The 22,683-nt window shown below is 76.1% G+C and carries 23 protein-coding genes; 11 read left to right on the top strand and 12 right to left on the bottom strand.

All coding sequences use genetic code 11. The features are described from left to right. The 8 genes from AB0K34_RS30900 to AB0K34_RS30865 form a co-directional block, all read right to left on the bottom strand. Window positions 1-1,942: heavy-metal-associated domain-containing protein (locus AB0K34_RS30900; RefSeq protein WP_364552527.1), on the bottom strand; the 1,942-nt coding region annotated here is incomplete at its 3' end. A gap of 200 nt (window positions 1,943-2,142) precedes the next feature. Continuing rightward, window positions 2,143-2,613, bottom strand: coding sequence for a cysteine dioxygenase family protein (locus AB0K34_RS30895; protein WP_364552525.1), 471 nt, complete (start codon window positions 2,611-2,613; stop codon window positions 2,143-2,145). A gap of 22 nt (window positions 2,614-2,635) precedes the next feature. After that, window positions 2,636-2,767 (bottom strand): putative leader peptide, encoded by a 132-nt coding sequence (locus tag AB0K34_RS30890; protein ID WP_364552522.1) that lies wholly within the window; start codon window positions 2,765-2,767, stop codon window positions 2,636-2,638. Window positions 2,768-2,820: 53 nt separating this feature from the next. Further along, the gene (locus AB0K34_RS30885; RefSeq protein WP_364552519.1) at window positions 2,821-3,471 is read right to left on the bottom strand and encodes a biliverdin-producing heme oxygenase; all 651 of its coding nucleotides are present in this window, start codon (window positions 3,469-3,471) and stop codon (window positions 2,821-2,823) included. Window positions 3,472-3,484: 13 nt separating this feature from the next. After that, a complete protein-coding gene (locus AB0K34_RS30880) occupies window positions 3,485-4,333 on the bottom strand; it encodes a heme ABC transporter ATP-binding protein (RefSeq protein WP_364552517.1) in 849 nt (282 codons plus the stop codon). Continuing rightward, a complete protein-coding gene (locus AB0K34_RS30875; RefSeq protein ID WP_364552514.1) occupies window positions 4,330-5,424 on the bottom strand; it encodes an iron ABC transporter permease in 1,095 nt (364 codons plus the stop codon). The genes AB0K34_RS30880 and AB0K34_RS30875 overlap by 4 nt, the downstream gene beginning before the upstream one ends. Then, on the bottom strand, window positions 5,421-6,473 hold the full coding sequence (locus AB0K34_RS30870) for an ABC transporter substrate-binding protein (RefSeq protein WP_364552511.1): 1,053 nt from the start codon (window positions 6,471-6,473) through the stop codon (window positions 5,421-5,423). The genes AB0K34_RS30875 and AB0K34_RS30870 overlap by 4 nt, the downstream gene beginning before the upstream one ends. Next, a complete protein-coding gene (locus AB0K34_RS30865; RefSeq protein WP_364552508.1) occupies window positions 6,470-7,090 on the bottom strand; it encodes a hypothetical protein in 621 nt (206 codons plus the stop codon). The genes AB0K34_RS30870 and AB0K34_RS30865 overlap by 4 nt, the downstream gene beginning before the upstream one ends. Before the next feature lie 128 nt (window positions 7,091-7,218). On the opposite strand from AB0K34_RS30865, the gene AB0K34_RS30860 reads away from it, so the two are divergent. The 5 genes from AB0K34_RS30860 (at window position 7,219) to AB0K34_RS30840 (ending at window position 12,424) form a co-directional block, all read left to right on the top strand. Next, on the top strand, window positions 7,219-7,992 hold the full coding sequence (locus AB0K34_RS30860) for a hypothetical protein (protein WP_364552505.1): 774 nt from the start codon (window positions 7,219-7,221) through the stop codon (window positions 7,990-7,992). Between the two features lie 116 nt (window positions 7,993-8,108). Further along, window positions 8,109-9,113 carry a hypothetical protein gene (locus AB0K34_RS30855; protein WP_364552502.1) on the top strand — a complete coding sequence of 335 codons (1,005 nt, stop codon included), beginning with the start codon at window positions 8,109-8,111 and terminating at the stop codon, window positions 9,111-9,113. A gap of 74 nt (window positions 9,114-9,187) precedes the next feature. Further along, window positions 9,188-10,156: a DUF916 domain-containing protein gene (locus tag AB0K34_RS30850; protein WP_364552499.1), complete on the top strand. Its 969-nt coding sequence runs from the start codon at window positions 9,188-9,190 to the stop codon at window positions 10,154-10,156. Then, window positions 10,153-11,313 (top strand): hypothetical protein, encoded by a 1,161-nt coding sequence (locus AB0K34_RS30845; RefSeq protein WP_364552496.1) that lies wholly within the window; start codon window positions 10,153-10,155, stop codon window positions 11,311-11,313. Before AB0K34_RS30850 ends, AB0K34_RS30845 begins: the two co-directional genes overlap by 4 nt. A gap of 61 nt (window positions 11,314-11,374) precedes the next feature. Continuing rightward, window positions 11,375-12,424: an NAD(P)-dependent alcohol dehydrogenase gene (locus AB0K34_RS30840; RefSeq protein WP_364552493.1), complete on the top strand. Its 1,050-nt coding sequence runs from the start codon at window positions 11,375-11,377 to the stop codon at window positions 12,422-12,424. Window positions 12,425-12,442: 18 nt separating this feature from the next. On the opposite strand, the gene AB0K34_RS30835 is transcribed toward AB0K34_RS30840, so the two are convergent. Continuing rightward, window positions 12,443-12,931: a cyclic nucleotide-binding domain-containing protein gene (locus AB0K34_RS30835; RefSeq protein ID WP_364552490.1), complete on the bottom strand. Its 489-nt coding sequence runs from the start codon at window positions 12,929-12,931 to the stop codon at window positions 12,443-12,445. A 203-nt stretch (window positions 12,932-13,134) separates the two neighbouring features. On the opposite strand from AB0K34_RS30835, the gene AB0K34_RS30830 reads away from it, so the two are divergent. Both AB0K34_RS30830 and AB0K34_RS30825 read left to right on the top strand, forming a co-directional pair. Continuing rightward, window positions 13,135-13,806 carry a response regulator transcription factor gene (locus tag AB0K34_RS30830; RefSeq protein WP_301176873.1) on the top strand — a complete coding sequence of 224 codons (672 nt, stop codon included), beginning with the start codon at window positions 13,135-13,137 and terminating at the stop codon, window positions 13,804-13,806. Window positions 13,807-13,954: 148 nt separating this feature from the next. Continuing rightward, window positions 13,955-16,567 (top strand): HAD-IC family P-type ATPase, encoded by a 2,613-nt coding sequence (locus tag AB0K34_RS30825; RefSeq protein WP_364552487.1) that lies wholly within the window; start codon window positions 13,955-13,957, stop codon window positions 16,565-16,567. Between the two features lie 22 nt (window positions 16,568-16,589). Here the strand turns inward: AB0K34_RS30825 and AB0K34_RS30820 are convergent, their stop codons facing one another. The 3 genes from AB0K34_RS30820 to AB0K34_RS30810 are packed head-to-tail and all read right to left on the bottom strand — an operon-like array spanning window position 16,590 to window position 18,705. Further along, complete coding sequence (locus AB0K34_RS30820) at window positions 16,590-16,973, bottom strand: putative zinc-binding protein (protein ID WP_364552484.1); 384 nt, start codon at window positions 16,971-16,973, stop codon at window positions 16,590-16,592. Window positions 16,974-16,990: 17 nt separating this feature from the next. Then, the gene (locus tag AB0K34_RS30815; RefSeq protein ID WP_364552481.1) at window positions 16,991-17,425 is read right to left on the bottom strand and encodes a hypothetical protein; all 435 of its coding nucleotides are present in this window, start codon (window positions 17,423-17,425) and stop codon (window positions 16,991-16,993) included. Next, window positions 17,422-18,705, bottom strand: coding sequence for a multicopper oxidase domain-containing protein (locus AB0K34_RS30810; protein ID WP_364552478.1), 1,284 nt, complete (start codon window positions 18,703-18,705; stop codon window positions 17,422-17,424). The genes AB0K34_RS30815 and AB0K34_RS30810 overlap by 4 nt, the downstream gene beginning before the upstream one ends. Window positions 18,706-18,947: 242 nt before the next feature. Between AB0K34_RS30810 and AB0K34_RS30805 the strand changes: the two genes are divergently transcribed. The 4 genes from AB0K34_RS30805 to AB0K34_RS30790 are packed head-to-tail and all read left to right on the top strand — an operon-like array spanning window position 18,948 to window position 22,678. Continuing rightward, window positions 18,948-19,916, top strand: a complete 969-nt coding sequence (locus tag AB0K34_RS30805) for a hypothetical protein (RefSeq protein ID WP_138637452.1) — start codon at window positions 18,948-18,950, stop codon at window positions 19,914-19,916. A 23-nt stretch (window positions 19,917-19,939) separates the two neighbouring features. Continuing rightward, window positions 19,940-20,065: a hypothetical protein gene (locus AB0K34_RS30800; protein WP_301177372.1), complete on the top strand. Its 126-nt coding sequence runs from the start codon at window positions 19,940-19,942 to the stop codon at window positions 20,063-20,065. Next, window positions 20,058-21,476, top strand: a complete 1,419-nt coding sequence (locus AB0K34_RS30795; protein ID WP_364552474.1) for a nitronate monooxygenase — start codon at window positions 20,058-20,060, stop codon at window positions 21,474-21,476. Before AB0K34_RS30800 ends, AB0K34_RS30795 begins: the two co-directional genes overlap by 8 nt. Then, window positions 21,473-22,678: a TIGR04053 family radical SAM/SPASM domain-containing protein gene (locus tag AB0K34_RS30790; protein ID WP_364552471.1), complete on the top strand. Its 1,206-nt coding sequence runs from the start codon at window positions 21,473-21,475 to the stop codon at window positions 22,676-22,678. The genes AB0K34_RS30795 and AB0K34_RS30790 overlap by 4 nt, the downstream gene beginning before the upstream one ends. The last annotated feature ends 5 nt before the right edge of the window (window positions 22,679-22,683 follow it).

Genomic DNA, 22,683 nt, shown 5'->3' with positions numbered 1-22,683 from the left:
CCGGCACCGCGGCGAGCCGGGGCTCACCGGCCTCGCCCTCGTCGGCGGCGGCGGGGGTGAGCCGCCGGTACGCCTCCGCCGCGCTGAGGGCGTGCCAGGCGTCCCGGACGACGGGCGGCGGCAGGGGGCGGTGGTTGAGGCGCCGGGCGCCGACCGCGTTCGCGAACATCGCCGACAGCGCGGCGGCGTGCACGGGCGGGACGTCCTGCCAGGTGCCGGTGATCCGGCCCAGCGGCCCCCGGCGGGCGGGGCGCCGGGGCCGTCCCGCGATCAGCAGCGCGCCCAGCGCGGACGCGCTCAGCGCGAGCTGCGCCGAGCGCTCGCTCGCGCGCCGCGCCGCCGGGACGGCGGCCAGCAGCCGCCACGCCTCCGCAAGGCCGGGGCCGCAGACCAGGTCGGCGCGCCAGTCGGCCAGCCCGCGGCCCCGCAGGACGCTGACGCCCACGTCGGCCGCGTCGAGGGCCTCGCCGCGGCCGGTGGAGAAGGCCAGGACCACGTGGCCGTCGCGCTGCAGCGCCGCGACCGAGCGCGCCAGGTCCGCGGCGGCCACCGGGGAGTCGTCGCCCCAGGCCAGCAGCTCCCTGGTGCTCGCGTGCTCGGTCAGCAGGACCACGTCGGCGGCCCGGTGCGCCGCCGCCAGCAGCCCCTCGGCCAGCCGGTCCATCGAGGTGCCGACCCGGACCCGGCCGCACCGCTCGCCCCGGTCGTCGAGCAGGTCGAGGGTGATGCCGTCCGGGTCGCCGGGGCCGCCGGACGGCGCGTCCGGCGCCCGCGCGAGCCGCCGCCCCGCGCCCGCCCACGGGCCGGGCCCCTCCAGTGCCGCGCGGCCGTGCTCGGCGAGCACCTCGCCGGCCGCCCGCCACACGTCCGCGTCGTCCAGCCCGGCGCTCGTGGAGACCGCGGAGAGCAGCCGCAGCTCGCCGTCGCACAGCACCGCCGAGTCGAGGACGACCGCGGTGACCCGGTCGAGCCGGCGCAGCGCGCCCGGATCGAGGACGACCACGCCGCGCCGCGCGAGGTCGCGGCCGAGCACCGCCGCGAACGCCTCCCGGCCGAGCCGCGCCGCCTTGGGCACGGTCGCCAGCAGCACCTCGGCGGCGGCGGACGCGTCGCGGGTGGTCGCCAGGATGCCGCCGGAGCCGAGCAGCTGGGCCAGCGCGGTGCGCCGCGCCGCCCGCTCCACCGGCCCGTCCGGGAGGGGGCGGGGCCGCTCGGCGGGGGCGCCGCACTCGTGCGGCTGCCGGCCCGGCACCGCCAGCTGCGGCTCGCGGCACCGCCACGTCTCGCGGTGGGCGCGGAACTCGTAGAGCTGGAAGACGCGGTGCACGGCGTCGGTGACCGGCGGCGCGATCCCCTGCCCGGCTCCGTGGACGGCGGCGGTCGCGACGCCCAGCAGGGCGTCGGCGCGCAGCACGCCGAGCCGGCGCTCTAGCACTGACCGCAGGGGCGGGACGGTCTCGGCGAGCGACACCGCGGCGCGCACGGGGGCGGGCACCGGCGGGAGGACGAGCAGCCTGCCGATCATGGCGGCGGCGACCCCGGCGCAGTCGGCCGCGAGCGCGCTCACCGCCGCCGCCCGCGCCATGTCGTCGTCGGGACGGCGGAAGTGGACCGCCTCGTCGAAGTGGGCGGCGTCGTGCGCGTCCTCGACGGACTCGACGGTCTCGACCAGGGTGTCGACGTCGACCGCGTCCTCCGCGTAGGTGATGAGGACGTTCCCCGCGACCGCGTTGACCTCCGCCCAGTCGACGCCGGGCAGGCCGCGCAGCGCGTCGGTCAGCGCCCGCGCGTACCGCCGGTGCCGGAGGCCGTCGCCGGCCAGGCCGTTCGCCTGGATGTGCGCCCGGCCGCCGTGCGCCCACACGCGGCGCCGGGGACCGCCGGCCGCGAGGGTGGCGACCGAGCCCAGGGCTCCGGTGCCGGCGCGCACGGTGGTCCGCACTCCCGCGGCGGCACCGCGGACGGCCGTCCTCGACACCGCGTTCGGTACGGAAAGCACCGTCCTGGCCAGGGACATCCCTGGAATCCCCACCGACCGTTTCCTCCCCCTGCGAAACCGCGACCGGCCAGGCACGGCGAGTACCCCGCCGGGGGCGCCGCAAACGGCCGCCTCCCCGGGGCCACCCCCCGGAGAGGCGGCCCTCACCAGCGGCCGGCCTCCTCGGTGTCGCGCAGCACCGGTCGGCCGCCGACGAGGTCGTAGCGGTTCATGGCGGCCAGCGGCGGGGAATAGGCGTGCACGCTGACCGCCGGGGCGGCGGAGGTGTTGCGCACCTCGTGGACGTACTCGGGCCCGAACGCGCGGACCTCGCCCGGCGCCACCGTGCGCACCGCGCCCGGGTCGCGCTCCTCCAGGGCGCCGAGCGCGACCGCGAACGCGCCGCGCGAGCCGCCGTGGTCGTGCAGGCCGGTGCTCTGGCCGGGGAGCCAGCTGATCAGCCAGATCTCGCGGTCGCCGTCGCGGTGGAGGCGCTCGTACCAGCGCCCCCGCGGGTCGAACCGCACCCGCGCCAGCCATTCGGCGCTGTTCTCCGCCAGCGCCGCCGCCGTGGCGGCCAGTGCGCCCTCCGTCACCAATGCGCCCGCCGCCGGGGCGCTCGTGCTCGTCGTCATCGTGCCGGGTTCCTCTCCTGGTTCACGGGTGTCGCTGCGCTGCGCCGCCGAGGGACGCGGCGGCGCGACACAGCGCGCTCGCCAGGCGCCCCAGATCGACGTGCGGCCGCGTCCACAGGGAGATCCGTGGCCACGGAGAGGTCCGTGCGTGCATGCCGACCAGCATGGCCGCAATTCCCTACTAAGTCAATTGGAATTAGCGAGAATCTAGGAGGCGGCCGGCAGCTCCCCGTCCAGGGCGGCGGCCAGGGCGGCGTTGAGCCGGTAGGCGACGCGGACCTCGCCGATGACGCGGTCCTGCTCGGCCTCGTCCCACGGGACCGTGTCGAGCAGGCTCCGGTAGCGGTCCTTGAGCGACTTCGGCCGGTCGTCGAAGCGGTAGAAGCGGACGCCGTCCGCGCCCGCGAGACCGTAGGTCCGCGCGACCCGCGCGCCGATGACCTGGCCGCCGGACAGGTCCCCGAGGTAGCGGGTGTAGTGGTGGGCGACGAACCCGGCGGGCCAGTCGAAGCACACCTCGCGCAGGCGGTCGCAGTAGCGGCGGGTCGCGTCGTTGGGGCGGACGCGCGCCGCCCAGTCCGGCCCGTAGTAGAACTCCAGGTCGGCCTGCAGCGCGGCGCGCCGGCGCAGCACCGGGAAGTCGAACCGGCTCGCGACGTCGTCCGCGCTCATGCGGTCGGCGGCCTCCTCCAGGACGTCGTAGACGAAGTGCAGCTGCCCGATGAGGGCGGCGTACTGGTCGCGGGTGAGCCGCCCGTCCAGCAGGGCGGTCATGTACGCGGTCTGCTCGGTGTCGCCGTGGTCGGGACGGGTGGCCGTGCGGAGGCGGGCCGAGAAGCGCTCAAGGGTCTGTGTCATGTCGTTTCCTCGGTCATGTCGTTTCCTTGCGGTCGGGTGCCGGCGGGCGGTGCGGCAGCACCAGCGGGCGGGCCGTGCGGGGATGGGGCATGACCTCGATGTCGTGCCGGTAGACCTCGCTGAGCAGCGCGGTCGTCAGTACGTGCGGGGGCGGCCCGCAGGCCGCGATCCGGCCGTGCGCCAGCACCGCGACGCGGTCGGCGTAGGCGGCGGCCAGGTCCAGGTCGTGGACGACGGCGATGACGGCGCGCCCTCGCGCCGCCTCGCCGCGGAGCAGCGCGAACACCTGCTCCTGGTGCCGGATGTCGAGGGCGGCGGTCGGCTCGTCGAGCAGCAGCGTCCCGGCGCGCTGGGCCAGTACGCGGGCGAGCGCCGCCCGCGCCTGCTCGCCGCCCGACAGGGCCGGGAACGGGCGGTCGGCGAACGCGGCCACGTCCGCGTCGTCCATGGCCCGCGCCACGGCGGCGTCGTCCTCGTCCTCCAGGTCGGTGCCCGCCCACGGGCTGCGTCCCATGCGGACGACCTCGGCTACGGTGAACGCGAACGCGAGCGTGTGGTGCTGCGGCAGCGTCGCCCGCCGCATGGCCTGCTCGCGCGGCGTCCACGCGTCGAGCGGACGGCCGTGGAGGGCGACCCGTCCGGCCGAGGGGCGCAGGTCGCCGGCGAGCGCCGACAGCAGCGTCGACTTCCCGGCGCCGTTCGGCCCCACGAGGAGGAGGGTCTCGCCTTGCCGGACCTCCAGGTCGACGCCGTCCAGGACGGTCCGGGCGCCCCGCTTGACGGTGACGCCGTGCGCGGCGAGCGCGACCGAGCCCGGCTCGGACGGCCCCGGGAGCCGCACGCGGCGGCGCAGGGCGATCATTGCCAGCCTCCGGCGCCGGTCCGGGTCCGGCGCAGCAGCCAGAAGAAGAACGGGCCGCCGACCAGCGCCGTCAGCACGCCGAGCGGGAGCTCCTGGTAGGCGATGGACGTCCGGGCCACCGCGTCGGCGGCGACGACGAGCACGGCGCCGCCCAGCGCGGACGCCGGGATCAGGACGCGGTGCCCCGGGCCCGCCGCCATCCGCACCAGGTGCGGGACGACCAGGCCGATGAACGCGATGATCCCGCTGAACGCCACCGCAGCCGAGGTGGTGAGGGCGATGACGGCGATCCCGGTGAAGCGCAGCCGCTCGACGTCCACGCCGAGCTGCCGCGCGGACCGCTCGCCGAGCGCGAGGACGTCCAGCCGGCGGGCGCACGCGCAGGCGACCGCGATGCCGGCGGCGGCGCACGGCGCGACGGCCGCCACCGCCGGCCAGGTCGCGGACGCGAGGCTGCCGAGCTGCCAGGACGTGATGGCCCGCAGCGCGTCGTTGCCGGAGGCGAACATCAGCAGGCCCAGCGCGGCGGAGGTGACCGCGTTGACCGCGATGCCGGTGAGCAGCAGCGTGACCACCTCGGTGCGGCCGCCCGACCGCGACACCGCGTACACCAGCAGCGTCGTCGCGAGCCCGCCGGCGAACGCGGCGAGGACGACCGTCCAGCCGCCGAACGCGGTCAGCCCGAACACGATCACCGCCGCGGCGCCGGTCGCGGCGCCCGACGACACCCCGATGACGCCGGGTTCGGCGAGCGGGTTGCCGAAGACGCCCTGCATCATCGCGCCGCCGCAGCCGAGCGCCGCGCCGGTGACGACGGCGAGCGCGACGCGCGGGAAGCGGACGACCCACAGCGCGTTGTCGGCCTGCGGGCCGGACGGCATCGGCCCGATGTCGAGCCCGAGCCGGTGCGCGAGGGAGCCGAGCACCTCGGCGGGCGGGATGTTGACCTGCCCGAGGCTCGCCCCGGCGATGACCGCCGCGACGAGCGCGGCGGCGAGCCCGCCGATGAGCAGCGTCCCGCGCAGCCGCGCCGGGCGCTTCCCGCCGCCGGCCTCCGCCGGGGCGGCGGCCCTCTCCTGGACGGCGGTCATGGCGCGCACGGCCGGTGGACGGCGGCGGCCAGCGCCCTGATGGTCGCGCCGGTGCGGGGGCCGAACGTGAGCAGGCTCCCGTCGTCGGCGTCCACCACCCGCCTGTTGCGCCCGGCGGGCGTCTGCGCGATGCCGGGCAGCGCGACCAGCCCGCGCACGCCGCCGACCGACTCCAGCCCCTTGGTCAGGACGAGGATGACGTCGGGCGCGGCGTTGATCATGCCTTCGCTGGTCAGCGGCCGGAAGCCGGACAGCCCGGCGGCGGTGCCGGCGTCGGTGGCGCCGATCGCCTCGATCAGCGCGTCGGAGCCGGCGCCCTTGCCGCCGATGAGGTAGACCCCGGCGGTGCCGCGCAGGTAGAGGAACGCGACGCGCAGCGGGGCGGCCGACGCCGCCGCGGCGCTGCGGCCCGCCTCGATCTCCTCGTCGATGCGGGCGCGCAGGGCCTTGCCCGCCGCCGGGACGCCCAGCGCGGCGGCCACCGCCGTGACGTGCTCGCCGATCGCGGGGAGCGTCTGGTCGTCGCCGACGAGGACGACCGGGACGCCGGCCGCGCGGAGCTGGTCCATCGCCTCGGGCGGCCCGATCCCGGCGTCGGCGATGACGACGGTCGGGTCCAGCCGCAGGATCGCCTCGGCCGAAAGGTCGTGGCCGTTCGTGGTCACGAGCGGCAGGTGCGCGGCGCCGCCGAACGTGGTGGAGGCGTCCCGGCCCACCATGCGGTCGCCGAGGCCGAGGCTGTAGACGATCTCGGCGAGCGACCCGTACATGTTGAGCGCGAGGACGCGGTCCGCGCTGCGGACGGTGACGTCCCGGCCGTCCGCCGACCGCACCGTCACGGGCAGTTTCGGCTCGGGCGCGGGCCCGACCGGCTTCACGTCGCGGCCGACCTCGACCGTGGACGGCCCGCAGGCCGCCGCCGGGTCGGCGACGGTCCCCGATGCGGCGCCGGTCCCGGACGCGGCCGTGCCCGCGGCGCAACCGCTCAGCAGCAGCCCCACCAGGACGACGGCGGACGCGCCGAGCAGGCGCGGTCTGGCGACGTTCACTTCGCGTGCTCCACGCCGTTCCGGCGGCGGCGCAGCACGAACACCGCTCCGCCGGCCGCGGCGACGGCCGCCGCCCCGGCACCGCCCGCCCAGACGACCGCCGGCATCCCGCCGCCGTCGAAGGAGACGGGGACGCGGACGTCCTGCGTGCGGTCCGCCGTGCGGGTGTGGTCGGCGCGGCTGGCGACCACGCACCGGGTCTGGGCGCAGTCGACGGTGCCGGAGAGCTTCGCCGCGACGTTCAGGGTGACGCTGAACGTGCCGCCGGCCCCGTAGCGCACGGCGAGGTCCCGCCCGTACGGGGGCGGGTTGTCGGAGATCCAGTGGGACGCGCCGGTGGAGCCCGTCGTGTCGGCGCCTCCGCCGCACGGGCTCGGCGCCTTGCCGGGCCCGTTGTCCTTGCAGAAGGCGATGTAGACGCCCTTGCGGGTGTCGAAGCCCTTGCCGCTGACGGTGACCGTCTCGCCGCCGGCCTTCAGGCCGGACGTCTTGGACACCGTGAGGGTCTGGCCAAGGGCGCCGGTGGCCGAGCCGGCGTCGGCGTGGGCCGCCGCCGTTCCGGTCCAGGCGGTCAGTCCCAGGGCACCGAGCAGGAGGGGTGTGCGCAGCGGTCTCATTCGTCCGTCCCAAAGCCTTTGCCGTGCTGACCCGGCGTTCTGCCTCTTTACGCCGAGCGGATCATTACCTTAACTTAGCCTTACCTAACTTTCATTAGGCAAGCCTTACCTAACAGGAGTCGTCAGTCGTGAGCCGGTGTCAGCGCATCCTCGGTCCGGTCGTCGCGGTCGCCGCGGCGGGCTTCGGCCTCGTCGCCGTCGCGCCGCCCGCGCACGCGGCGTCGCTGCGCGTCTCGCCGACGGCGAACCTCGCCCCGGGCGGCCAGTCGGTGACGGTCTCCGGCTCCGGCTTCGACGCCGCCCGCAACAGCGGGTTCGGCGTGTACGTGGTCTTCGGGCCGCGCCGGGCCGACTTCCACCGCAACGCCAACGCGTTCGCGTCGGCGGTTTGGGTGCACAAGGGCGGCAGCGGCGGCGGGCAGGCCCGGATGTCCGCCGCCGGGACGTTCACGGTCACGCTCACCGCGAAGGCGAAGTACACCGACGGCGACGGGCGCGCCGTGGACTGCGCCGCGACCGGCTGCTACGTGATGGCCTTCGCCGCCCACGGCGTGTCCGACCGCAGCCAGGACGCCTTCGTCCCGGTGTCGTTCCGCGGCTCCCGCTCCTCCGGCGGGACGTCCCCGGGCGGGACGACCTCGGGCGGCGGCTCCGGCCCGGCCGCCGCGCCGAGCGGCCGGACGACCGCGGCCCCGAACGCGACGGCGGGCACGGCCGCTCCCCCCGCCGCCGGGGCGGCGCCGCAGGCGTCCCCGGCCGGATCGGCGACGCCGCTCGCCGTCGAGCCGTACCGCGTGACGGCCGCCGGTGCGCCCGCGCAGTCGCCGTGGCCGTTCTGGCTCGCGGTCGGCGCCGTCGGCGCCGCCGCGCTCGCGGTGCGGCGCCTCGCCCGGCGCCGCTGACCCCCGCTCCGCCGAATCCGCTCCACCGAACCCGCCTCCGCCGTGCCGCCCGGCCCGGCGGCCACCCGTCTCCGGCGCGCTCCCGCGCCGGTGTCCCCTCCCCGCTAGGAGAATCCATGAGATCCACCCTCGGCCGGACGTCGCGCCGGACCGCCGTCCTCGGCGCGACCGCCGTGCTCGGGCTCGGCCTCGCGGCGGCGCCCGCGCTCGCCGCCGGGCCGTCCACCACCGTGACGCCGACGACCGGCGCCGATCCCGCGGGCCAGGACATCCGCGTCACCGGCGGCGGGTTCGACCCGGACAAGAACAACGGCTTCGGCGTATACGTGGCGTTCGGCCCGAAGAAGGGCGCCGACTGGTACCTGAACGCCAACGCGTTCCAGGCCACCAAGTGGGTGCACAAGAACGCGTCCGGCAGCGCGGGGCAGGCCAAGATGAACGCCGACGGCACCTTCGACCTCACCCTGGCCGGCGTCAAGGCCCAGTACACCGACGGCGACGGCAACAAGGTCGACTGCCTCACCACGCAGTGCTACATCCTGACGCTCGCCGCCCACGGGTCGCCCGACCGCAGCCAGGACACCGCGACCCCGGTCACCTTCACCGGCGGCGAGAACCCCGACCCGGACCCGGGCGGCGGGGACCCCGGCACCGGCGAGCCGGGCGGCGGCACGGGCGACCAGCGCATCACCGCCAACGTCACCCGGACCGGCGCCCTCAGCATGTCGATGGCCGGCACCGACGTGGCGCTGACCGACGCCGCGCCCGGCGGCAGCGCCACCGGCGCGCTGCACAAGGCCACCGTCACCGACGCGCGCGGCACCGACGCGGGCTGGAACCTCGTCGGCCAGATGAGCGACATGTCCTCGGCCGAGGGCGGCACCATCCCGGCCGCGAACCTGGCGTGGACGCCGAGCGCCGCGGTCGTCGAGGACGGCTCCGGCGCCGCCGTCGCCCCCGGACCGCAGGTCCGCGGGCTGCACACCGCGCAGACCCTGGCCACGTCCGCGGCCGGGGCCAGCGGCGGCGTCTTCGAGGCCGGCGCCGGGCTCGACCTGCTCGTGCCCGCCGGCGTCACCCCCGGTTCGTACACCGGCACGCTCACGCTGACCCTGTCCTGACCCGTCCCGGTGGCGCCGCGCCCCGCCGCGGCGCCACCCCGGCCCCGGCCGCCGACCCCCTCGCGGAGCCCACCATGACCAGCAAGGCCGCCCTCGCGGGCGCTGCCGTCCTGACGGCCGTCCTCCTCATCCCGCCCGCGCCGGCCGCGGCCGCCCCGGGCGACCCGGCCGGCATGGCCTGGGCGGTGCGGCCCGCCGGGCCGAAGGGCCCCAGCGGGCGCGACTACTTCGTCTACTCGGTCTCCCCCGGGCAGACCGTCCGGGACAAGGTGTCGATCTCCAACCTGAGCGACCGCACCCGGACGTTCCGGGTGTACGCCACCGACGCGTTCAACACCGCCGACGGCTCGTTCGGCCTGCTCACCGCCGACCGGACCCCGACCGGCGTCGGGACGTGGGTGACGATCGAACGCGGCTCGTACACGGTCAAGGCGGGCAGGACGGTGCAGGTGCCGTTCACGCTCAAGGTGCCGCACAACGCCACGCCGGGCGACCACGGCGGCGGCATCGTCGCGTCCGTCACCCAGCAGCAGACCACCGCGCGGGGGCAGCGCGTCAACGTCGACCGGCGGGTGGCGGCGCGCGTCTACCTGCGGGCCGCCGGGACGCTCGCGCCCGCCCTCCAGGTCACCGCGCTGCGCGCCGGGTACGACGCCCCGCTCGTCGGCAACGGCCGGATGGACGTCACCTACACCGTCCGCAACACCGGGAACCTGCGGATGACCGCGCTGGCCAGGATCGGCGCGCAGGGGCCGTTCGGGCTGCCGCTCGGTGAGCAGGTCTCCCGCAGCATCCCCGAACTGCTGCCCGGCAGCAGCTACACCTTCACCGAGCGGATCGGCGGCGTGCCACCGGCGGGGCGGCTGGCCGCCTCGGTCAGGCTGTCGCCCACCGACCCGCAGAGCGGCAGGCCGGTCGCCGCCCGCCCGGTCGCGCGCAAGGCGTCCCTCTGGCACGTCCCGTGGCTGGTCGCGGGGGCCGCCGCCGTACTCGCCGCCGGAGCCGCGTACGCGCGGCGCCGCCGTCCGGGGGGCGCCCGATGAGGACGCTCAGGCTCGCGGCCGTCCTCGCCGCCGCGGCGGCGACCCCGCTGCTCGCCTCCCCCGCCCACGCGGAACCCGCGATCGACCTCGACCGGACGTCGGTCAAGCCGGGCCAGACCGTGACCGTGCGCCTGACCGGTTTCGCGCCGGGCAACCTCCTCGTCGAGCTGTGCGGCAACCAGGCGCGGCGCGGCACCGCCGACTGCGCGGTGGCGTCGTCGGCCAGCACCTACGCGGGCGAGGGCAAGGCCACCGCCGTCATGCTCAACGTCGCCAAGCCGCCGGTCGGCTGCCCCTGCGTCATCGCGGTGCGGCCCGTCACCGGCGGCGCGCCCCGGACGGTCCCGATCACGGTGGCGGGCGTGCCGACGCTGTCGGCCGCCGAACGTCCCGCCGCGTCCACCGCCGGCGGCACCCGCCGCCTGTCGGCGACCGCCGTCTCCGTGCGCGGCGGCGGCCTCCTGGACGGCTGGCTCGGCGGCGCCGCCGACCGGGCCCTCCGCGTCACCCTGCGCAACGAGGGCACGACCGCGCTCACCGACCTTCCGCTCGCGCTGACCATGGGACGCGGGCCCGACCCCGCCGACCTGGTCACCGCGCCCGCGCTGGGCACGCTCGACCCCGGCCAGGAGCGCACGTACGAGATCCCGTTCACGCTGGGCGCCCCGGCGTTCGGCCGCTACACCGTGCGCGGCGAGATCGGCGGGCTGGACGAGCCGATCGCGTTCACCGCGCACACCGCCAGCTACCCCTGGGCGCTGCCCCTGCTCGGCGCGCTGCTCGTCCCGCTGCCGTTGCTGACCCGCCGCCGGAGGCCCCGCGCCCGCCCGGCCTCCGTCGTCCGCGACGGCCTGGGGGCGCGCACCATGAACGAGAACGTGGCCGCCAACATCGCCTGGTGGACGCGGGCGCGCGGCCACACGCCCGAAGCGCTGGCCGACGCCCTCACCGTCGCCACCGGCCGTCCCTACACGGCCGCCGACCTACCTCCGGCCACGTCCGACTGCTCGTTCGACGCAAACACCCTGGAGGCGGCGAGCACGTTCCTCGGCGTCCCGTTGCCCGCCCTGCTGCTCCCCGGCCCGGCCGACGCCGAGCGCGAGAACGCCCGCCTCACCCACCCCGGCACCGTCCCACCCCCTGACCTGCCCGCTTAGTGCGACCAAGCCCGCATTTCGGGGTATGCGGGGTGGGACGGGGCGTTTCTTGGGAGGGATCATGCGGGCACTTCGGTTGCTGGAGTGGAAGTCCGATCCGGAGCTGGTCGAGGTCGCCGAGCCGGAGCCGGGGCCGGGCCAGGTCGTCGTCAAGGTGGGGGGCGCGGGGGCCTGCCATTCGGACCTGCACCTCATGCGCGACTTCGACAGCGCGACCTTGCCGTGGGGTCCGCCGTTCACCCTCGGCCATGAGAACGCCGGGTGGGTGCACGCCCTCGGCGGCGGCGTGCGCGGGCTCGACGTGGGCCAGCCGGTGGCGGTGTACGGGCCGTGGGGCTGCGGGATCTGCCCCCGGTGCCAGATCGGCGCGGAGGACTACTGCGAGAACCCGGCGGAGGCGCCGGTGCCCGGAGGCGGCGGCGGGCTCGGGCTCGACGGCGGCATGGCCGAGTACCTGCTGGTCCCCGCCGCGCGGTTCCTCGTGCCGCTGCCGGACGGGCTCGACCCGGTCGCGGCGGCGCCGCTGACCGACGCCGGGCTCACCCCGTACCACGCCGTCCGCCGGTCGTGGGCGAAGCTGCCGCCGGACGCGACCGCCGTCGTGATCGGGACGGGCGGCCTCGGCCACCTGGCGGTGCAGGTGCTCAAGGCCACCACCGCCGCGCGGGTCATCGCGGTCGACACGCGGGAGGAGGCCCGGGAGCGCGCGGTGGAGCACGGCGCCGACCTCGCCCTCCCGTCCGACGGCGGCACGGCGGACGCCGTCCGGGAGGCGACCGGCGGGCGCGGCGCGGACGTGGTGCTCGACTTCGTCGGCGTGGACGCGACGCTCGCGACGGCCGCCGCCGCGGCGCGGATGCTCGGCGACGTGACGATCGTCGGCATCGGCGGCGGCACGCTGCCGGTGTCGTTCTTCTCCGTCCCCTACGAGGTGTCGCTGCAGACGACCTACTGGGGGACGCGGCCGGAGCTGGCGGAGGTCCTCGACCTCGCGGCGCGGGGGCTGCTGCGGCCCGACGTCACCCGGTACCCGCTGGACCGGGCGACGGACGCCTACCGCGACATGGAGGCGGGCCGGCTGGAGGGCCGCGCCGTGATCGTGCCCGGCTGACGAGGCCGCGCGGACGGGTCACGAGTGCGGCGCGGGCACGGTGGAGGGCGCGGTGGAGACGGCCTCCAGGAGCCGCAGCCGCACCGCCTGGAGCCGGTCGACGGCGAGTTCGGTGAAGCGGCGGGTCAGCTCGTAGCCGAGCGCCGGGTCGACCGCGCACAGGGTGCGCACCAGCCGCCCGTCGAACTCGACGGCCTCGACACCGGTCGCCGCCGTCGCGCCGAAGCGCCACCGGTACGGGTGGAACAGCCAGGACCAGCCGAGCACCGAGCCGGGCCCGGTGGTGTCGACGACGACCGTCCCGCCGCCGGGCACGCCCAGGTCGAGCGCCGCCTCGCCGTCCCGGATCAGCCAGAACCGCTCGGCGGGCGCGGCCTCGGCGATGATCCGCCGCCCGGCCGGGATCGCCGCGGGCCGGGCCGCGGTCGCCAGCCTCGCCAGGTCGGCGCTGCGCATCCCCCGCAGGAAGGGCTCCCGCGCCAGATCGGCCGCGGTAAGGGTGCTCACGGTTCGCCCCCGATCGTGTGTGGTCCGTCCCCCCATCCCAGCGCAGCGGGTGACCGCCGCCACAGGGCCGAAAGGCCCTTGCCCGCGGGACCTCCGCCGGTCCGGGACCTAGGTCCCGGGGCGCCGGGACCTCCAGCGCCCTCCCGCGGGGGCGGGCGCCGGGTAGCGTCCGTAGTGTCAGCGACGAGGCGAAGGACGATGCCATGACCCGCCAGGCCGGCGAGACGATCCGGGTGTTCCTGCTGGACGACCACGAGGTCGTCCGCCGCGGGGTCGCGGCGCTGCTGTCGGCCGAGGACGACATCGAGATCGTCGGCGAGGCCGGCACCGCCGACCACGCGCTCGCCCGCATCCCCGCCGCCCGCCCCGACGTCGCCGTCCTGGACGTGCGGCTCCCCGACGGCGACGGCGTCTCCGTCTGCCGCGAGATCCGCTCCCAGCTGCCCGACCTGGCCTGCCTCATGCTCACCTCGTTCGACGACGAGGACGCCCTGTTCGAGGCCGTCATGGCGGGCGCCGCCGGGTACGTCCTCAAGCAGATCCACGGCTCCGACCTCGTCGGCGCCGTCCGCACCGTCGCCACCGGCCAGTCCCTCCTGGACCCGCGCTCCACCGCCCGCATGCTCCAGCGGCTGCGCGACCGGCAGGAGAAGCAGGACCCGCTCAAGGCCCTGACCGACCAGGAGCGCCACATCTTCGACCTGATCGGCGAGGGCCTCACCAACCGGCAGATCGGCGAGCGCCTCTTCCTCGCCGAGAAGACCGTCAAGAACTACATCTCCAGCATCTTCGCCAAGCTCGGCATGAGCCGCCGCACCCAGGCCGCCGCGCTCGCCGCCCAGCTCAAGGCCGACCGCCGGGACTCGCGCATTTAGCTGATCTTCTTCCCCGGCTCCGCACGTCCCCCGGGCGGGGCGGCGTCAGCGGCGCGCGCGGGGGCATGAACCGGGAGATCCGCGGGACCCTCGCCCCTGCCGCCCTCGTCGGAGGCGGCGCGGGCTCGCGGGCGACAGGAGGTTGGGGATGACGACGGCTCTCGCGCCTTACCGCAGACCCGCCGAGGACGTCGTGCGCGACCTCGGCGGCGACGCGTCCCGCGGGCTGACCGCGGCCGAGGCGGCGGCCCGGCTGGAGCGGGACGGGCCCAACACGCTGCCCGCCGCGCGCGGGCGCGGGCCGCTGCTGCGGTTCCTGCTCCAGTTCAACAGCCCGCTGATCTACGTGCTGCTCGCGGCGGCGGCCGTGACCGCGCTGGTCGGCGAGCACGTGGACGCGCTGGTGATCCTCGGCGTGGTGATCGTGAACGCCGTGGTCGGGTTCGTCCAGGAGTCGCGGGCGGAGCGGGCGCTGACCGCGCTCGCCGCGATGGCGCGGACGACGGCGGTCGCCGTCCGGGACGGCGCGCCGGTCAAGGTGCCGGCTGCGGACCTGGTGCGCGGCGACCTGGTCGTGCTGGAGGCCGGCGACAAGGTCCCGGCCGACCTGCGGCTGCTGCGCACCGACGAGCTGACCGTGGACGAGTCGGCGCTGACCGGCGAGTCGGCGCCGGTCGCGAAGGACCCGGCGGCGCTGCCGGAGGTCGCGCTCGCCGACCGGGCCGCGATGGCGTTCTCCGGCACGCTGGCGACGGCGGGCCGGGGCGCCGGGCTGGTCGTGGCGACCGGCGCGGACACCGAGCTCGGCGGCATCAACCGGCTGGTGCAGAGCACGGCGGCGGTGCAGACCCCGCTGACCCGCAAGATCGCCCAGTTCAGCCGGGTGGTGACGGTCGCGATCCTGGTGCTGGCCGCCGTCACCTTCGCGATCGGGGTGCTGCGCGGCCGCGGCGCGACGGAGATGCTGACCGCGGCGGTCGCGCTCGCGGTCGGCGCGATCCCCGAGGGCCTGCCCGCCGTCGTGACGATCACGCTGGCGCTCGGCGTCGCCCGGATGGTGCGGCGCGGCGCCATCGTCCGGCACCTGCCCGCCGTGGAGACGCTCGGCGGCACCACCGTCATCTGCACCGACAAGACCGGCACGCTCACACAGAACCAGATGACCGTCACCGCGATCAGCGCGGGCGGGCGCGACTACACCCTCACCGGCACCGGCTACGCCCCGCGCGGCACGGTCGAGCTGGACGGCCGCACCATCGACGCCGCCGACCATCCCGCGCTCAGGGAGACGCTGCTCGCGGGGCTCGGCTGCAACGACGCGCGCCTCGCCGAGATCGACGGCGGCTGGCGGATCACCGGCGACCCCACCGAGGGCGCCCTCCTCACAAGCGCCGCCAAGGCCGGGCTCGACCGGGCCCCGGAGCGGACGGCGACGCTCCCGTTCAGCTCCGAGCGCCGCTACATGGCGACGCTGCACGAGGGCGGCGTCGTCTACGTCAAAGGGCAGCTCGAACGGGTCCTCCAGCTGTGCGACGACGCCGCCGGGCCCGACGGAGCGCCCGTCCCGCTGGACGCGGACGCCGTCGTCGCCCGCGCCGAGGCGTACGGCGGCGAGGCCCTGCGCGTGCTGGCGTTCGCCCGGGGGCGCGCCGACACCCTGGACGGCCTGCCCCGGCTGACGTTCCTCGGCCTGCAGGCCATGCTCGACCCGCCGCGCGAGGAGGCCGCCGACGCCGTCCGCACCTGCCACGACGCCGGCATCCAGGTCAAGATGATCACCGGTGACCACGCCGCGACCGCCGCCGCCATCGGCGCCCGCGTCGGGCTGGCCGGCGAGGTCATGACCGGCGCCGAGCTGACCGAGGACGTCTCCCCCGAGCGCGTCCAGGCCACCACGGTCTTCGCCCGCGTCTCCCCCGAGCAGAAGCTCCGCCTCGTCCAGGCGCTGCAGGGCTCCGGGCACGTCATCGCGATGACCGGCGACGGCGTCAACGACGCGCCCGCGCTCAAGCAGGCCGACATCGGCGTGGCGATGGGCCGCAGCGGCACCGACGCCGCCAAGGAGTCGGCCGACATGGTGCTGACCGGCGACGACTTCGCCTCCATCGAGCAGGCCGTCGAGGAGGGGCGCGGCGTCTTCGACAACCTGGTGAAGTTCATCGTGTGGGCGCTGCCGTCCAACATCGGGCTCGGCCTCGTCCTCGTCGCGGCGATCCTCGCCGGGACCGCGCTGCCGATCCTGCCGCTCCAGGTGCTGTGGCTGAACATGACCGCGGTGCTCGTCCTCGGCCTGCCGTTCGCCGTCGAGCCGAAGGACGAGCACATCATGCGCCGCCCGCCCCGCGACCCGGGGCTGCCGCTGCTCACCCGCGCGATGACGACGCGGATCCTGCTGGTGTCGGCGATCCTGCTGGCCGGCTCCTTCGGGCTCCAGCACTGGGAACGCGCCCACGGCGCCTCGCCGGAGGTCGCGCAGACGATCGTCGTCAACGTGTTCGCGCTGACGCTGCTGACCTACATGTTCAACTGCCTGTCCCTGGACCGGCCGCTGCTGTGGCGGGGCGTCCGCCGCAACCCGTGGATCGCCCTCAGCGTCGTCGCCCTCGCCGCGCTCCAGGTGCTCTACACCTACACGCCCTTCATGAACGACGTGTTCGGCTCCGCCCCCCTCGGCGCCGCCGCCTGGGCGCGCATCGCGGTCATCGCCGTCATCTCGTACCTGGTGGTGGAGGCGCTGAAGTTCGCCCAGCGGCCCCGCTGACGCGGCGGGGCCCGTCGGCCGTTCAGGCGTCCGCCGCCCCGACCTCCGTCTCGACCCGCTCGATGAGCGCGCCGAGGACCTCCTCGGCCTGGGCGGGGTCGAAGTCCTCGCCGAGGCGCTTGCGGACGCCCGCGTCGCTGAGCCGGTGGTGGACGTCGATCGCCACGCCGTGCCGAGCGAGGCAGCTGCGGGCGCACTCCAGGGCGCAGCCGTCGATCGCGATGACCGGGCGTCCGCTGGTGGCCTTGCGGACCAGGCTCCGCACGTCGCCGCCGACGCCCGCGATACAGGACATCTCGGCGACGCCGCGGCGGTCGAGCTGGATCGCCAGCCAGTTCGTCATCTGCGCGGCGCTGGAGCAGCCCGAGCACGAGTAGACGAGCGGCAGTTCACGGCGGTCGGTCATGGCTTCTCCACTTGGGGCTAGGTGCTGGGCAGGGCGGTCGCGATGAGGACGATCCCGACGGAGCCCACGAGCGAGGCGATCGCCATGGCGCGCGCGAAGGACGGGTGCCGGGAACTGGCCCAGCCGTGCACGCCGGCGACGGCGACGACGGCGGCGAACAGCAGCAGCTTGGCGGCGAGGATGCGGCCGTAGCCGGGCTCGGTGAGCGAGGTCCAGGTGACGCCCTTGTGCCAGGCCATCGCCACGCCCGTGGTGATCTGGACCGGCAGGAAGACCGCCCCGGTGAAGATACCGAACCGGCGGCCGGCCTCCCGCGCGATCCCGGTGTACTGCTCCGCGGCGAGCTTCCGGCGGGCGAGCGGCAGCAGGACCAGGGAGATGGTGAGCTGCCCGCCCACCCACAGCGCGGCCCCCGAGACGTGCAGGAACCGGATGACGGACCACCAGGTCATGGGGTCACCTTCAGGATTCCGTGGGCGCCGGATTCGCCGTGTCGCATGTCGTGGTCGACGAAGGGATAGTGGCCCGCTTCGGGGACGACGGTTTCGACGAAGCCGCCCTGGCCGGGGGCCAGGTCGAGGATCTGCGCGCCACCCGGGTCGCCCTTGCGCAGCAGGTAGGCGCCCTCCTTGTAGAGGGTGTCGAACTGGGCGCCGACGATGTGGAAGGCGGTGCTGGAGGAGGGGCCGGCGTCCACCACCCACACCCGGACGCGGTCACCGGTGCGGGCGGTGAGCGGGGCGTGGTCGTAGCCGGCGGCGGTGCCGTTGAACATCCACGCGTCCGGACGCCCGTCGCGCATCTTGGCCACCTGCGCCGACGAGCCGGGCGTGCCCAGGTACAGCTCGCCTTGGACCAAGACGTACTCGCGGTCGGCGCGCGGCAGGTTCGGCGGGTCGATGATGACCGCGCCGTACATGCCGTTGGCGATGTGCTGCAGCATCGGCATCGTCGAGCAGTGATACAGCCACGCCCCGGCATGCTCAGCCTTGAACCGGTACGTCAGCCGCTCCCCCGGCTGGATCGTGCGCATGGGTACGTCCGGGGCCAGGCTGCCGGCGTGGAAGTCGATCCCATGACCCATGGTCGTGGCGTTGACCAGGGTGATCACGAACACGTCCCCGACCCTGCCGCGCAGCACCGGGCCGGGGACGCTCCCACCGAACGTCCACATCGTCTGGCGGACGCCTGGCGCCACTTCCAACTCCCGGTCGGTGGCACGCAACTCAACACGATGCTCCTTCGCCCCCGGCGCAGGCTTGAGGGAGGCGTCGTAGGGCTTCCAGCCCGCCGACGGACGGGCCGACAGATCGAGCTGGCCGATGCCCATCGCCTGATGGCTCATCGACGGTGCGTGCGTCTCGTGCGTGCCGGTCGTCTTGATCTGCATCGTCATGCCAGCGGCACGATGGCCCGCAACGGTGCACCAGCCGTCCACGGTCCCCTTCAACGGCGGCACCGTCAGCGTCGCCGACTCCCCCTGATCCAACATCGGCGTCGCCTGACCCGACGCCAAACGCAGGTCATGCTGCATCGCATCCTTGTTGGTCACGCGCAGCACCAACCGCGTCCCCGGCGCGGCCTCGATCGTCCCCGGCCGGATCCGCATGTTCGCCAACGTCACGTCCACCACGCGCGTCCCCGACGCGGTGACGGTCCGGGCGGGCGACTCGGTCCGGCCGCTCGTCGCGAACACCACCGCGAGGGCGGTCAGAAGGCAGCCGACCAGCACACCGGCGACCGGCGGCGAAGGCCGGACGCCCCGCGAAAGGATCACGGCTCCCACCCTCCACGCCCGTGCGCGCGGCGCGAGAGGGCCCAAGGTCCCGCCGGCGCGGACCGAAGGGCCCGCCGTGCGGCGGCCCGCGGACGAACCGTCCTTGGTCCCCTCCCGCGCGGGACCTTCGGCCCTGGGGCCCCCGCACCCGCGCCGAAAGCCTGGGAGTGCACAGCGCCGGCACGTGGAGGTGCGTCATGCCCCATCCGTTCGCGACGCACGTCGGGGTGCGCCGACTGGTCACCGCGGCCGTCGCGGCGCCGTCGGTGCACAACACCCAGCCCTGGCTCTTCCGGCTCGACCGGGACGCGTCGGTCCTGGAACTGCACGCGGACCCGGACCGCGCGCTGCCGGTCATGGACCCGGGCGGCCGGGCCCTGCACATCAGCTGCGGCGCCGCCCTGCTCAACCTGCGGCTGGCGATCCGGTCGACCGGGCACCGCCCGCTGGTCGAGCGGTTCCCCGACCCCGGACGCCACCCCGCGCTGCTGGCGTCCGTCCGGGCGGTGGACGCGACGATGCCGTCACCGGGCCAGTCCGAGCTGTACGCGACCATCCCGTTCCGGCGCACCAACCGCGGCCCGTTCGGCAAGCGGCGGGTGCCGCAGGTCGTCCGCGACGAGCTGGTGGCCGCCGCCCAGGAGGAGGGGGCGATGCTCGCCCTCCCCGGCCCGCAGACCACGGCGTACCTGCTCAGCCTGATCGCCGCGGCGGACGCGCGGCTCACCGCCGACCCCGCCTACCGCGCCGAGCTGGCGAGCTGGACGCCGGGCCGCACCCGCGGCGACGGCGTCCCCTGGTACGCCTTCGGGCCGCGGCCGAGCGGGCGGGGGCTGCCGCTGCGCGACTTCGGCCTGTCCGGGCCGGCCGCCGGGCGGACGCCCGACGACTTCGCCGCGCGGCCGCAGCTCGGCGTCCTGCTCACCCGCGGCGACGGCCCCCGGGACTGGCTGCTGGCCGGGCAGGCCCTGCAGCGGGTCCTGCTCACCGCCGCGCGGCGCGGCGTGTCGGCGTCGCTGCTCACCCAGCTCCTGGACGGGCGCGGCGCCGCGACGTCCGGGCCCCGCCCGCACGGGCACATCCAGGCGGTCATCCGGTTCGGCTACGGGCAGCCCGTGCCCGGCACGCCGCGCCGGCCGTTCCCGGAAGTCCTGGAACGCGTCTGATCCGCGACCGAGAAAGGCGAACGATGCCCACACTCGTCCACGAGTTCACCGCGGTGTTCCGTGCGGAGCACCGCGGTCTCCGCGACCTGCTGCTCGACCTGGTGGAGGCGTTCCGGCCGCGCGACACCGAGCGGGCCCGGAATGTCTGAGCCGGCTCCGCCCCGCATCATCCAGGGCGGCATGGGCGCGGGCGTCTCGGGGTGGCGGCTGGCGCGCGCCGTCGCGCGGACCGGGCAGCTCGGCGTGGTGTCCGGGGTCGCGCTGGACGCCCTCCTCGCACGCGGTCTGCAGACCGGGGACGAGGGCGGCCACCTGCGCCGCGCGCTCGCGCACCTGCCGCTGCCGGGGGTGGCCGAGCGGGTGCTGGAGCGCTACTTCGTGCCCGGCGGGATCGAGCCGGGGCAGCGGTTCCGGCCGGTGCCGAAGCTCGGCCTGCGGCCGAACCGGACCCGCGACGAGCTGACCGTCGCGGGGAACTTCGCCGAGGTGTGGCTCGCCAAGGAGGGGCACGGCGGCCCGGTCGGCGTCAACTACCTGGAGAAGATCCAGCTCGCCACCCCGGCCGCCGCGTACGGGGCGATGCTGGCGGGCGCGGACTACGTGCTGATGGGCGCGGGCATCCCGAGCGAGATCCCCGCGCTGCTGGACGCGCTGGCCGCCGGGTCGCCGGGGAAGGTCACGGTGGACGTCCTGGGCGCCGACGAGGGCCGCCCGTTCGCGTTCGACCCGGCGACGCTGGCCGCGCCGGGGACGGAGGCGGCCCGGCCGCGGTTCCTGGCGATCGTGTCGTCGCCCGTCCTCGCGCTGTACCTGCACCGGTCGCCCGCGACCCGCCCGGACGGGTTCGTGCTGGAGTCGGCGGTCGCGGGCGGGCACAGCGCCCCGCCGCGCGGGCGGCTGCAGCTCGACGAGGGCGGCGAGCCGGTCTACGGGAAGCGGGACCGGATCGATCCCGCGAAGGTCGCCGCGCTCGGCCTGCCGTTCTGGCTCGCGGGCGGGCACGCCCGGCCCGGCGCGCCGGACGAGGCGCGCTCCGCCGGCGCGGCGGGCGTCCAGGCGGGCAGCGTGTTCGCGCTGTCCCGGGAGTCCGGTCTCGACCCGGAGCTGCGGCGCCGGCTGATCGGGCGGGCGCTGGACGGCACGCTCCGGGTGCGCAACGACCCGCGCGCGTCCTCGACCGGGTTCCCGTTCAAGATCGCCGAGCTGCCGGGCACGCTGTCCGAACCGGACGTCTACGCGGCGCGCCCCCGGCTGTGCGACCTGAGCTACCTGCGGACGCCCTACCTGAAGGCGGACGGGACGGTCGGCTACCGCTGCCCCGCCGAACCCGTCGACGCCTACGTCCGCAAGGGCGGCGACGCCGGGGACACCGCCGGGCGGCGCTGCCTGTGCAACGGGCTCGTCGCGAACACCGGCCGCGGCCAGCACCGGCCGGACGGCTACGCCGAGCCGCCGCTGCTCACCCTCGGCCAGGACCTCGGCTTCCTGCCGGGCCTCGTCCGGGCGGCCGGAGCCGACTACTCCGCCGCCGACGCCGTCGACTACCTGCTCGGCCGATGAAGCAGATCCGCGTGCCCCGCCACGACCCCGCCGACCGGCCGTTCATCGTGATCTGGGAGGCCACCCGGGCGTGCCCGCTGGCCTGTCGGCACTGCCGCGCCGAGGCCCGGCCCGACCGCGACCCCGGCGAGCTGACCACGGCCGAGGCGTGCGGCCTGATGGAGCAGGTCGCCTCGTTCGGGCACCCGCCGCCGGTGTTCGTCATCACCGGCGGGGACCCGTTCCAGCGCCCCGACCTGTTCGGCCTCGTCCGGCACGGGACCCGGCTCGGGCTGCCGGTCGCGGTCTCCCCGTCCGGCACGCCGACGCTCACCGAGGCGGGCCTCACCGGGCTGCGGGACGCGGGCGCGCGGGCGATCTCGCTGAGCCTGGACGGGTCGACCGCGCGGATCCACGACGCGTTCCGGGCCACGCCCGGCGTCTACGGCTGGACGCTGGACGCCTGGCGCGCCGCCCGCGGCCTCGGTCTGAAGGTGCAGATCAACACCACCGTCGCCGGGCACAACCTCACCGACCTGCCGGAGATCGTCCGGCTGGTGCGGGAGATGGGCGCGCTGACGTGGAGCGCGTTCCTGCTCGTCCCGACCGGGCGCGGCAGGCTGCTGCCGGGGCTCGACCCGCACCAGGTGGAGGACGTCCTCAACTTCGTCTACGACGCGGGCGCCCACATCCCGGCCCGCACCACCGAGGCCCACCACTTCCGCCGGATCGCCGTCCAGCGGGAGATCCTGGCGCGGCACGGCGCCGACCACGCGGCCGTGCTGGGGCTGGGGCCGCTGTACGAGACGCTGCGGCGGCGCCTGGCCGAGCTGGACCTGCCGGTGCGGCGCGCCCGGCGCCCGCCCATGGACGTCGGTTCGGCGCGCGGGTTCGTGTTCGTCTCGCACCGGGGGACCGTCCATCCGAGCGGCTTCCTGCCCGCCGCGGCGGGCGACGTCCGGCGGGAGCCGCTGCCCGCGATCTACCGCGACTCGCCGCTGTTCACCGGCCTGCGCGACACCGCCAACCTGACCGGGAAATGCGGCGCCTGCGAGTTCCGGACGATCTGCGGCGGCTCCCGCTCGCGGGCCCTCGCGGTGTCCGGCGACCCCTACGCGGCGGAGCCCTGGTGCTCCTACGAGCCCGGTTCGTTCCCCTACCGGGACGACCTCGCCGCCCACGGCCTCCCGATGCCGGGACCGTGGCGGACATATCCGCCGTGAGCTGG

The sequence above is a fragment of the Actinomadura sp. NPDC049382 genome, from assembly GCF_040677125.1.
Taxonomy (GTDB): Bacteria; Actinomycetota; Actinomycetes; order Streptosporangiales; family Streptosporangiaceae; genus Spirillospora; species Spirillospora geliboluensis.
The sequence above is the reverse complement of the archived record's forward strand: the minus strand, read 5'-3'. Positions and strand labels throughout refer to the sequence as shown.

What these genes read in the sequence shown, in the direction of transcription:
- AB0K34_RS30855 (WP_364552502.1), top strand. Translation starts at nt 8,109, where the DNA reads ATGAGATCCACCCTCGGCCGGACGTCGCGCCGGACCGCCGTCCTCGGC.
- AB0K34_RS30830 (WP_301176873.1), top strand. Translation starts at nt 13,135, where the DNA reads ATGACCCGCCAGGCCGGCGAGACGATCCGGGTGTTCCTGCTGGACGAC.
- AB0K34_RS30890 (WP_364552522.1), bottom strand. Translation starts at nt 2,767, where the DNA reads ATGCACGCACGGACCTCTCCGTGGCCACGGATCTCCCTGTGGACGCGG.
- AB0K34_RS30845 (WP_364552496.1), top strand. Translation starts at nt 10,153, where the DNA reads ATGAGGACGCTCAGGCTCGCGGCCGTCCTCGCCGCCGCGGCGGCGACC.
- AB0K34_RS30840 (WP_364552493.1), top strand. Translation starts at nt 11,375, where the DNA reads ATGCGGGCACTTCGGTTGCTGGAGTGGAAGTCCGATCCGGAGCTGGTC.
- AB0K34_RS30885 (WP_364552519.1), bottom strand. Translation starts at nt 3,471, where the DNA reads ATGACACAGACCCTTGAGCGCTTCTCGGCCCGCCTCCGCACGGCCACC.
- AB0K34_RS30880 (WP_364552517.1), bottom strand. Translation starts at nt 4,333, where the DNA reads ATGATCGCCCTGCGCCGCCGCGTGCGGCTCCCGGGGCCGTCCGAGCCG.
- AB0K34_RS30820 (WP_364552484.1), bottom strand. Translation starts at nt 16,973, where the DNA reads ATGACCGACCGCCGTGAACTGCCGCTCGTCTACTCGTGCTCGGGCTGC.
- AB0K34_RS30795 (WP_364552474.1), top strand. Translation starts at nt 20,058, where the DNA reads ATGTCTGAGCCGGCTCCGCCCCGCATCATCCAGGGCGGCATGGGCGCG.
- AB0K34_RS30895 (WP_364552525.1), bottom strand. Translation starts at nt 2,613, where the DNA reads ATGACGACGAGCACGAGCGCCCCGGCGGCGGGCGCATTGGTGACGGAG.
- AB0K34_RS30865 (WP_364552508.1), bottom strand. Translation starts at nt 7,090, where the DNA reads ATGAGACCGCTGCGCACACCCCTCCTGCTCGGTGCCCTGGGACTGACC.
- AB0K34_RS30790 (WP_364552471.1), top strand. Translation starts at nt 21,473, where the DNA reads ATGAAGCAGATCCGCGTGCCCCGCCACGACCCCGCCGACCGGCCGTTC.
- AB0K34_RS30825 (WP_364552487.1), top strand. Translation starts at nt 13,955, where the DNA reads ATGACGACGGCTCTCGCGCCTTACCGCAGACCCGCCGAGGACGTCGTG.
- AB0K34_RS30800 (WP_301177372.1), top strand. Translation starts at nt 19,940, where the DNA reads ATGCCCACACTCGTCCACGAGTTCACCGCGGTGTTCCGTGCGGAGCAC.
- AB0K34_RS30805 (WP_138637452.1), top strand. Translation starts at nt 18,948, where the DNA reads ATGCCCCATCCGTTCGCGACGCACGTCGGGGTGCGCCGACTGGTCACC.
- AB0K34_RS30850 (WP_364552499.1), top strand. Translation starts at nt 9,188, where the DNA reads ATGACCAGCAAGGCCGCCCTCGCGGGCGCTGCCGTCCTGACGGCCGTC.
- AB0K34_RS30875 (WP_364552514.1), bottom strand. Translation starts at nt 5,424, where the DNA reads ATGACCGCCGTCCAGGAGAGGGCCGCCGCCCCGGCGGAGGCCGGCGGC.
- AB0K34_RS30815 (WP_364552481.1), bottom strand. Translation starts at nt 17,425, where the DNA reads ATGACCTGGTGGTCCGTCATCCGGTTCCTGCACGTCTCGGGGGCCGCG.